Origin of the sequence: Kitasatospora sp. NPDC004799, assembly GCF_040609095.1 — a bacterium.
Taxonomy (GTDB): Bacteria; Actinomycetota; Actinomycetes; order Streptomycetales; family Streptomycetaceae; genus Kitasatospora.
The window spans coordinates 20,238-27,748 of the sequence record NZ_JBEXJK010000065.1 but is presented as its reverse complement, the minus strand read 5'-3'; the positions used below and the strand labels follow the sequence as shown (position 1 = coordinate 27,748).

Here is a 7,511-nt window from a genome sequence, read left to right as displayed (position 1 = left end):
CCGACAGCGCCGAGTCTCAGGAACATGACAGAACACCTTGCCCCCCGGTGGACGCATGGTGTTCCATGGTCGTCGAAGGAAAGGATGTGACATGGGTCCCAGCTCTGCAACCAAACCGGAACCGCCGTGCACGAGCTCCTGACGGGTCGATAGGTTATGCCTCGCCGCTCGGCAGCCCCGGCGCCCGTCCACGCGCCCGGCCGCCGCGGCCGTACCACCTCACCGCACTCCCAGGGGGACACCACATGACCGCCGACACGCCTCGGGACGCCGGCAAGCTCCCACCGGTCTTCCAGCCGCTCCTCCCGGACGACCCCCGGGAGGTCGGCGGCTACCGGCTGTTCGCCCGGCTGGGCGCCGGCGGCATGGGCCGCGTCTACCTCTCCTACACCCCGGGCGGGCGCCCGGTCGCACTCAAGGTGGTGCGCCCGGAGTTCGCCGAGGACGGCGAGTTCCGCCGCCGCTTCGCCCAGGAGGTCAGCAACGCCCAGCGCATCCACGGGCTCTACACCGCGCAGGTGATCGACTCCGGCGGCCTGGACAGCGACGCCCCCTGGCTGGTCACCGCGTACGTCCCGGGCCCGTCCCTGCAGCAGGTGGTGCGCGAGAACGGCGCGCTGCCGGTGCGCACCGTGCTGCTGCTGATGGGCGGCATCGCCGAGGCCCTCCAGGCCATCCACAGCGTCGAGGTGGTCCACCGCGACCTCAAGCCCGCCAACGTGCTGGTCGCCGGGGACGGCCCGCGGGTGATCGACTTCGGCATCGCCCGGGCCGCCGACGCCACCGCGCTGACCGGCACCGGCTACCGGATCGGCTCCCCCGCCTTCATGTCCCCCGAGCAGGCCCAGGGCCGCCCGGTCACCCCGGCCACCGACGTCTTCGCGCTCGGCGCCCTGGCCGCGTACGTGGCCGGCGGCACCGCGCCGTTCGGCGACGGCCCGGACACCGCGGTGCTCTACCGGGTGGTGCACGAGGAGGCGGACCTCACGGCCGTCCCGGCGGACCTGCGCGAGCTGGTCCAGCGCTGCCTGGCGAAGTCGCCGGAGGACCGCCCCACGCCCGCCGAGATCATCCAGGTCGCCCGCAACCACCCGGAGGTCGGCGGCCAGCTGCGGTTCGGCGACGACTGGCTGCCGCGCGAGGTCAACACCGAGATCACCCGCCGCTCGGACCTCCCCAAGACGCCGCCCACCCCGCTGCCGGCCGCGCCGGCCACCCCGCCGACCCCGCTGCCCGCGATGCCGGCCACTCCCCCGCCGCCGAGCGGCGCGCCGGTCCACCCCACCCACCCGGCCACCGCGGTCAGCCCGCCGCAGCAGCCGGTGGCGCCGCCGCCCGGCTTCACCCCGCCGCCGGTCGGCTCGTACGGCGCCCCGCAGCCGCCCACCGAGTCGCCGACCGCGCCGGTGCTGCCCGCCCCGCCGACCGTCCGGCTCCAGCCGGAGCCGCCGTCCTACGACACCCCGCCGCCCGGCCCGGTGGTGACCGCCGACCCGACGCCGGAGCCCGAGCCCAGGCGCAAGGGCGGGGTGTCGTGGAAGGTCCTGCTCACCGTCGCCCTGGTGATGGCGGTCGGCGGCACCGCCGGCGGCGTGGTGCTGATGAAGAAGCTGGACGACGGCAAGAAGTCGGACACCAAGACCTCCGCGCAGCAGAACACCGCTGCGACCGGCGGCCCGGCCGCCACGGCGCCCGAACCGGCCCCGACCTCGGCCTCCCCGAGCACCTCGGCCTCCGCCTCCGGCGGCTTGGTGACGGCCGCGTCCCCGAAGCCCGGCCAGAGCACCGTCTCGGCCCCGGCCCGGCCGACCGGCTACTCCGCGATGCTGGACAAGAAGTCGCTGGCGGTCCCCAGCGCCGAGTACTCCTCGGACGCCTACCGGATCGACCTGGACTCGGGCACCGTGGTGCCCCGCTCCTACGACCTCAAGTGGGGCCTCGGCGTGATCAACGCCGGCGGCACCGGCGGCAGCCGGGCCAACTCCTTCACCAGCTACGGGGACGACAAGTCGGACTTCGCGGTGATCACCGAGCCGTCCGTCACCGCCGAGCAGTGCGCCGCCGCGATCGACTCCCGGCCGGACACCGACCTCTCGTACAACCGGGTCGCGCCCGGGCGCCTGCTGTGCGTCCGCGACCGGGTCACCCGCAACATCGCCATCGCGGTGATCGAGCAGGCCGACCCGACCACCGGGGCCGCCAAGGTCACCGTCAGCACCTGGCGGGCCAGCTGACCGGACTATCCTGACCAGGTCAATCCCCGTCTGACCGGAGCGAACCGTGTACTTCACCGACCGAGGCATCGAGGAGCTGGAGAACCGGCGCGGCGAGGAGGAGGTCACCCTGGGGTGGCTCGCCGAGCAGCTGCGCACGTTCGTCGACCTCAACCCGGACTTCGAGGTCCCGGTCGAGCGGCTGGCCACCTGGCTGGCGCGGCTCGACGACGAGGACGACGAGTGACCCGGTGACGGCCGCGACGTGAGGCCCGGGAGGCAACCGCCTCCCGGGCCTCACGCGTGTTCGGGTACGGAGCCCCGCGCTCCCCGTAGGGGAGACCTCGGGGGCGGATCGGGGTCGGGATCCGGGGCCGGGGCGCTTGACTCTGCCAGCACGCGATATATCGTCTTTAAAAGAGAACGCGATACATCGCGATCGGCAACGGGAGGCGGCAGAGATGAGCCAGTGGACGGTCGAGGGCACCGAAAGGATCACCTTCGACGAGCCGGTGCGCGCGCTGCACGTGCGGACCGTCGAGGGCACCGTGAACGTGGTGGCGGCCGAGGGGCCGGCCCGGCTGGAGGTCACCGAGCTGGTCGGTGAGCCCCTGCACGTGACCCTGGTGGACGGCGTCCTGACGGTCACCTACAAGGACATGAACAGCTGGAGCGACTTCGGCGACCGGCTGAAGTCGATCGGCTCGGTGAAGAACCTCCTCGGCTCCTTCCGGCGCAAGCGGATCGCCGGCGTGACGGTGACCGTCCCGGCCGAGGTCGAGGTCAAGGTCGGCACCGTGTCGGCCGACTCCACCGTCAGCGGCGTCAACGGGCACGTCTCGGTGCAGAGCGCCAACGGCGACACCACCCTCGCCGGGGTGACCGGCCGGATCGAGGCCGGCACCGTCACCGGCGACGTGGACGCCCAGGCGGTCGGCGGCCAGCTCAAGGTCAACACCGTCTCCGGGCAGCTCACCGTGATCGCCGGCACCGCCGACCGGGTCCAGGCCAACACCGTCACCGGCGCCGTCACCCTGGACCTCGACGTGGCCGGCGAGACCGACGTCAAGGTCAACACCGTCAGCGGCGCGGTCGTGGTCCGGATCCCCTCGGTGGCCGACGCCACCGTCGAGGCCGGCTCCACCAGCGGCGACGTCTCCAGCACCTTCGAGGAGCTCCAGATGAGCAGCACCTGGGGCGCCAAGAAGATCTCCGGCCGGCTCGGCGAGGGCCGCGGCAGCCTCAACGTGACCACCGTCTCCGGCGCGGTCACCGTGCTGCGCCGCCCGGACGCGGAGGAGGACGGCCCGGTGGTGGTCAAGGAGCTCCCGGCCGGCCCCGGCACGCCGAACCTCAGCAAGGAGGCCTGAGATGACCCCCGTGTTCGGCCACGGCCGGCTCCGCCTGTACCTGCTGAAGCTGCTGGACGAGGCCCCGCGGCACGGCTACGAGGTGATCCGGCTGCTGGAGGAGCGCTTCCAGGGCCTGTACGCCCCCTCGGCCGGGACGGTCTACCCCCGGCTGGCCAAGCTGGAGCAGGAGGGCCTGGTCACCCACAGCACCGAGGGCGGCCGCAAGGTGTACCGGCTGACCGACGCCGGACGCACCGAACTCGAAGCCCGGCAGGGCGAGTTGGACGAGCTGGAGCTGGAGATCCACGACTCCGTGGCGCAGCTGGCCGGGGCGATCCGGGAGGACGTCCGGGACAGCGCCAAGGACCTGCGCGAGGAGCTGTGGAACGCCGCCAGGCAGGCGCCCCGGCCGGAGCGCACCGAGGGCGGCGACCCGTGGGCCGGGCCCTGGGGGGACAACGAGTCCTGGCAGCGCGCCAAGGAGGAGTTCGCCCAGTTCAAGCAGCAGGCCAAGGAGCAGGCCAAGCGGGCCCGGGAGCAGGAGAAGGCCGCCAAGGCCAAGGCGAAGGCCGCCGAGGCGGAGGCCCGCCGACTGCGCGAGCAGGCCAAGGCCTCGCGCACCGCCGCCCAGCAGGAGGCGCTGCGGATCAAGCGCCGGGTCGAGCAGCAGGTGCGCGAGCACGCCGCGAAGGGCGACTGGCCGACCGGGCTGGCCGAGGGCCTGTCCGAGCTGACCAAGGGGCTCGCCGGGCTGGCCGACGCGGCCCGCTGGGGCCACGGCGCGGAGGAGCCGCCCGCCGAGGCCGCCGAGCGGATCACCGTGACCCGGATCGACCTGGACAAGGACGAGGCCGGCGCCCCCGCCGACCTGCCGCCGTGGACCCGCACCGACCCGGCCGGGGACCCGGCCCGCGAGCTGGAGCGGCTGCTCGACCGCTTCCGCGACCAGGTCCGCGACGCGGCCCGGGACGGCGGGGTGGGCGCGGACGAGCTGGCCGAGGCCCGTGCGGTGCTCGGCGCCGCGGGCGAGCGGCTGAAGCGGCTGCTCGGCTGAGCCGGCGGTCCGGAGGGTGACGGCCCGGTGCCCCCGTTCGGGAGGCACCGGGCCGCCGCGCGTGCGACGGTCCGCACCTGCCGGGCGTCATGGCCGGAGGACGATCTTGCCGAAGACGTCGCCCTTGGCGAGCCGGGCGAAGCCGTCCCGGGCCTCGGCCAGCGGCAGCACCGAGTCGATCACCGGCCGGACGCCGGTGTTGGCGCAGAACGCGAGCAGCCCGGCCAGCTCCTCCTTGGTGCCCATGGTCGAGCCGACCACCTTGAGCTCCAGGAAGAAGATCCGGTTCAGCTCGACGGAGCTCGGGTTGGCGCCGGAGGTGGCGCCGGAGATCACGACGGTGCCGCCCGGGCGCAGCGACTTCACCGAGTGCGACCAGGTCGCGGCGCCGACCGTCTCCAGCACCGCGTCCACCCGCTCGGGCAGCCGGGCGCCGCTCTCGAAGGCCGCGTCGGCGCCGAGCTCCACCGCCCGGGCGCGCTTGGCCTCGTCCCGTCCGGTGACCCAGACCCGCAGGCCGGCCGCCTTGCCGAGGACGATCAGCGCGGTCGCCACCCCGCCGCCCGCCCCCTGCACCAGGACGGTGTCACCGGGCTTGACCCCGGCGTTGGTGAACAGCATCCGGTAGGCCGTCAGCCAGGCGGTGGGCAGGCAGGCGGCCTGCTCGAAGCTCAGCTCGGCGGGCTTGGGCAGCAGGTTCCAGGTCGGCACGGCGACCCGTTCGGCGAAGGTGCCCTGGTAGCGCTCGGTCAGGATGGAGCGCGGCTCGTCCGGGCCGACCCCGTGGCCGCTCTGGCCGATCACCGAGTGCAGGACCACCTCGTTGCCGTGCTCGTCGACGCCGGCGGCGTCGCAGCCGAGGATCATCGGCAGCTTCTCGGCGGGCAGGCCGACCCCGCGCAGCGACCACAGGTCGTGGTGGTTGAGGCTGGCGGCCCGGACCGTGACCACGCTCCACCCGGGACGGGCCTGCGGCTCGGGGAGGTCGCCCAGCTCCAGCCCGCTCAGCGGGTCGGCGGCATCGATACGTGCGGCGTAGGCAGCGAACATGGTCGGACGATAGCCGGGTACGGCCGAGGCCGGGAACCACGCCAACGTGTGACGCGTGTCCCGGCCCCGGGCCGTTCGACGGTTCTCCGATCGGATCGTCAGATCCGCGCCACGCCCTCGGCCCGGGCGGCCTCGGCGACGGCCTTGGTGACCGCCGGCGCGACCCGCTCGTCGAACGGCGAGGGGATGACCTTCTGCGGCGTCAGCTCGTCGGCCACGACGCCGGCCAGCGCCTTGGCGGCGGCCAGCTTCATGCCCTCGGTGATCCGCGAGGCGCGGACCTGGAGGGCGCCCGCGAAGATGCCCGGGAAGGCCAGCACGTTGTTGATCTGGTTCGGGAAGTCGCTGCGGCCGGTGGCGACCACGGCGGCGTACTTGTGCGCGACCTCCGGGTGGATCTCCGGGGTGGGGTTGGCCATCGCGAAGATGAACGCGCCCTCGGCCATGGTCGCGACGACCTCCTCCGGCACGGTGCCGCCGGAGACGCCGATGAACACGTCGGCGCCGGCCAGCGCGTCCGCCAGCGAGCCCTTGAGCCCGGTGCGGTTGGTCAGCGCGGCGATCTCGGCCTTGACGTCGGTGAGGTCGCCGCGGCCCTCGTGGACCACGCCCTTGCGGTCGCAGACGGCCACGTCGCCGATGTCGGCCGCGACCAGCATCTTGGCGATCGCGATGCCGGCCGCGCCGGCGCCGGAGATGACGGCCCGCAGCGAGCCGATCTCGCGGCCGGTCACCTTGGCGGCGTTCCACAGGGCCGCGGTGGAGACGATCGCGGTGCCGTGCTGGTCGTCGTGGAAGACCGGGATGTCCAGGGCCTCCTGGAGCCGGCGCTCGATCTCGAAGCAGCGCGGCGCGGAGATGTCCTCCAGGTTGACGCCGCCGAAGGAGGGCGCCAGCCGGACCACGGTCTCGACGATCTCGTCGACCCCGGTGCAGTCGAGCGCGATCGGCACCGCGTCCACGCCGCCGAACTGCTTGAACAGGATGGCCTTGCCCTCCATCACGGGCAGCGAGGCCTGCGGGCCGATGTCGCCGAGGCCCAGCACCGCGGTGCCGTCGGTGACCACCGCGACGGTGTTGGACTTCCAGGTGTAGTCGTTGACCAGCTCCGGCTGCTCGGCGATGGCCGTGCAGACCCGGGCGACACCGGGGGTGTAGGCGAGGGACAGGTCGTCCGCGTCGCGCACCGGGACGGTCGCCCGGATCTCCATCTTGCCGCCGCGGTGCAGCGCGAAAACCGCGTCGACCGGATCGTCGGTGTCCTGGGTGCTGCTGATGATCTCCGCTGCCACGATGACCTCTTCGTCATTGATCGGGCGAGGACGCGCGGCCGACGGGCAGGACGACCCCGGCCGGAAACCGGAAACCGGGTACGCCGAAGCGGACCCGGGGTCAGGGTCGGGGCGCTGCCGTCGGGCGGCGCCCTCGGATGAGGGTTTTATGGGGTCTTGTGTTGTCCGCGTTGTGCTTCCTGGCCGAGCGTAGGTCGGACAAAGGCATCGCACCTATGCCTTTTCGTCCTCGTCACGTACGGTTCATCGCCGCGCTGTCGCGTCACAGGGGCCCGGCGTCACAGGCGTCGGGCTCCGGCGGCGGCAACGGCATGAGCGCACGCACACCCGCAGGAGTGAACGCAGAGCCGAAAGGGAGCCGGTACCCCGGATACGGAGCCGCGTGAGGACTTCCGTTCCCGAGCACCGCGAGCCTGTCGGGGCTCGTCGGTCTGGTTCGAGCGTTCGGGGGTCACCCGGTACCGAATTCTGACACACCCACTGCCGGGCCCGGCAGGGCGGGATGGCAGGATCGCTTGTCCGCCATCCCGCGTACACCCGCGCGACACCG

6 protein-coding genes are annotated in these 7,511 nt (G+C 73.4%); 4 read left to right on the top strand and 2 right to left on the bottom strand.

The features are described 5' to 3' along the window. The first annotated feature begins 245 nt into the window (after positions 1 to 245). The 4 genes from ABZW03_RS11705 to ABZW03_RS11690 all read left to right on the top strand — a co-directional run bounded on the left by ABZW03_RS11705 (position 246) and on the right by ABZW03_RS11690 (position 4,619). The gene (locus ABZW03_RS11705; protein WP_355255215.1) at positions 246 to 2,234 is read left to right on the top strand and encodes a protein kinase; all 1,989 of its coding nucleotides are present in this window, start codon (positions 246 to 248) and stop codon (positions 2,232 to 2,234) included. Between the two features lie 46 nt (positions 2,235 to 2,280). After that, positions 2,281 to 2,460: a DUF6104 family protein gene (locus ABZW03_RS11700; RefSeq protein WP_049649445.1), complete on the top strand. Its 180-nt coding sequence runs from the start codon at positions 2,281 to 2,283 to the stop codon at positions 2,458 to 2,460. Between the two features lie 214 nt (positions 2,461 to 2,674). Continuing rightward, on the top strand, positions 2,675 to 3,583 hold the full coding sequence (locus ABZW03_RS11695; protein WP_355255211.1) for a DUF4097 family beta strand repeat-containing protein: 909 nt from the start codon (positions 2,675 to 2,677) through the stop codon (positions 3,581 to 3,583). A 1-nt stretch (position 3,584) separates the two neighbouring features. Next, a complete protein-coding gene (locus ABZW03_RS11690) occupies positions 3,585 to 4,619 on the top strand; it encodes a PadR family transcriptional regulator (protein WP_355255208.1) in 1,035 nt (344 codons plus the stop codon). 87 nt (positions 4,620 to 4,706) lie between these two features. On the opposite strand, the gene ABZW03_RS11685 is transcribed toward ABZW03_RS11690, so the two are convergent. Together ABZW03_RS11685 and ABZW03_RS11680 are read right to left on the bottom strand one after the other, a co-directional pair. Continuing rightward, on the bottom strand, positions 4,707 to 5,669 hold the full coding sequence (locus tag ABZW03_RS11685) for a zinc-binding dehydrogenase (RefSeq protein ID WP_355255205.1): 963 nt from the start codon (positions 5,667 to 5,669) through the stop codon (positions 4,707 to 4,709). A gap of 98 nt (positions 5,670 to 5,767) precedes the next feature. Beyond that, entirely contained in the window at positions 5,768 to 6,961 is a 1,194-nt protein-coding gene (locus tag ABZW03_RS11680) for an NADP-dependent malic enzyme (RefSeq protein ID WP_355255202.1), read from the bottom strand. Positions 6,962 to 7,511 lie beyond the last annotated feature (550 nt).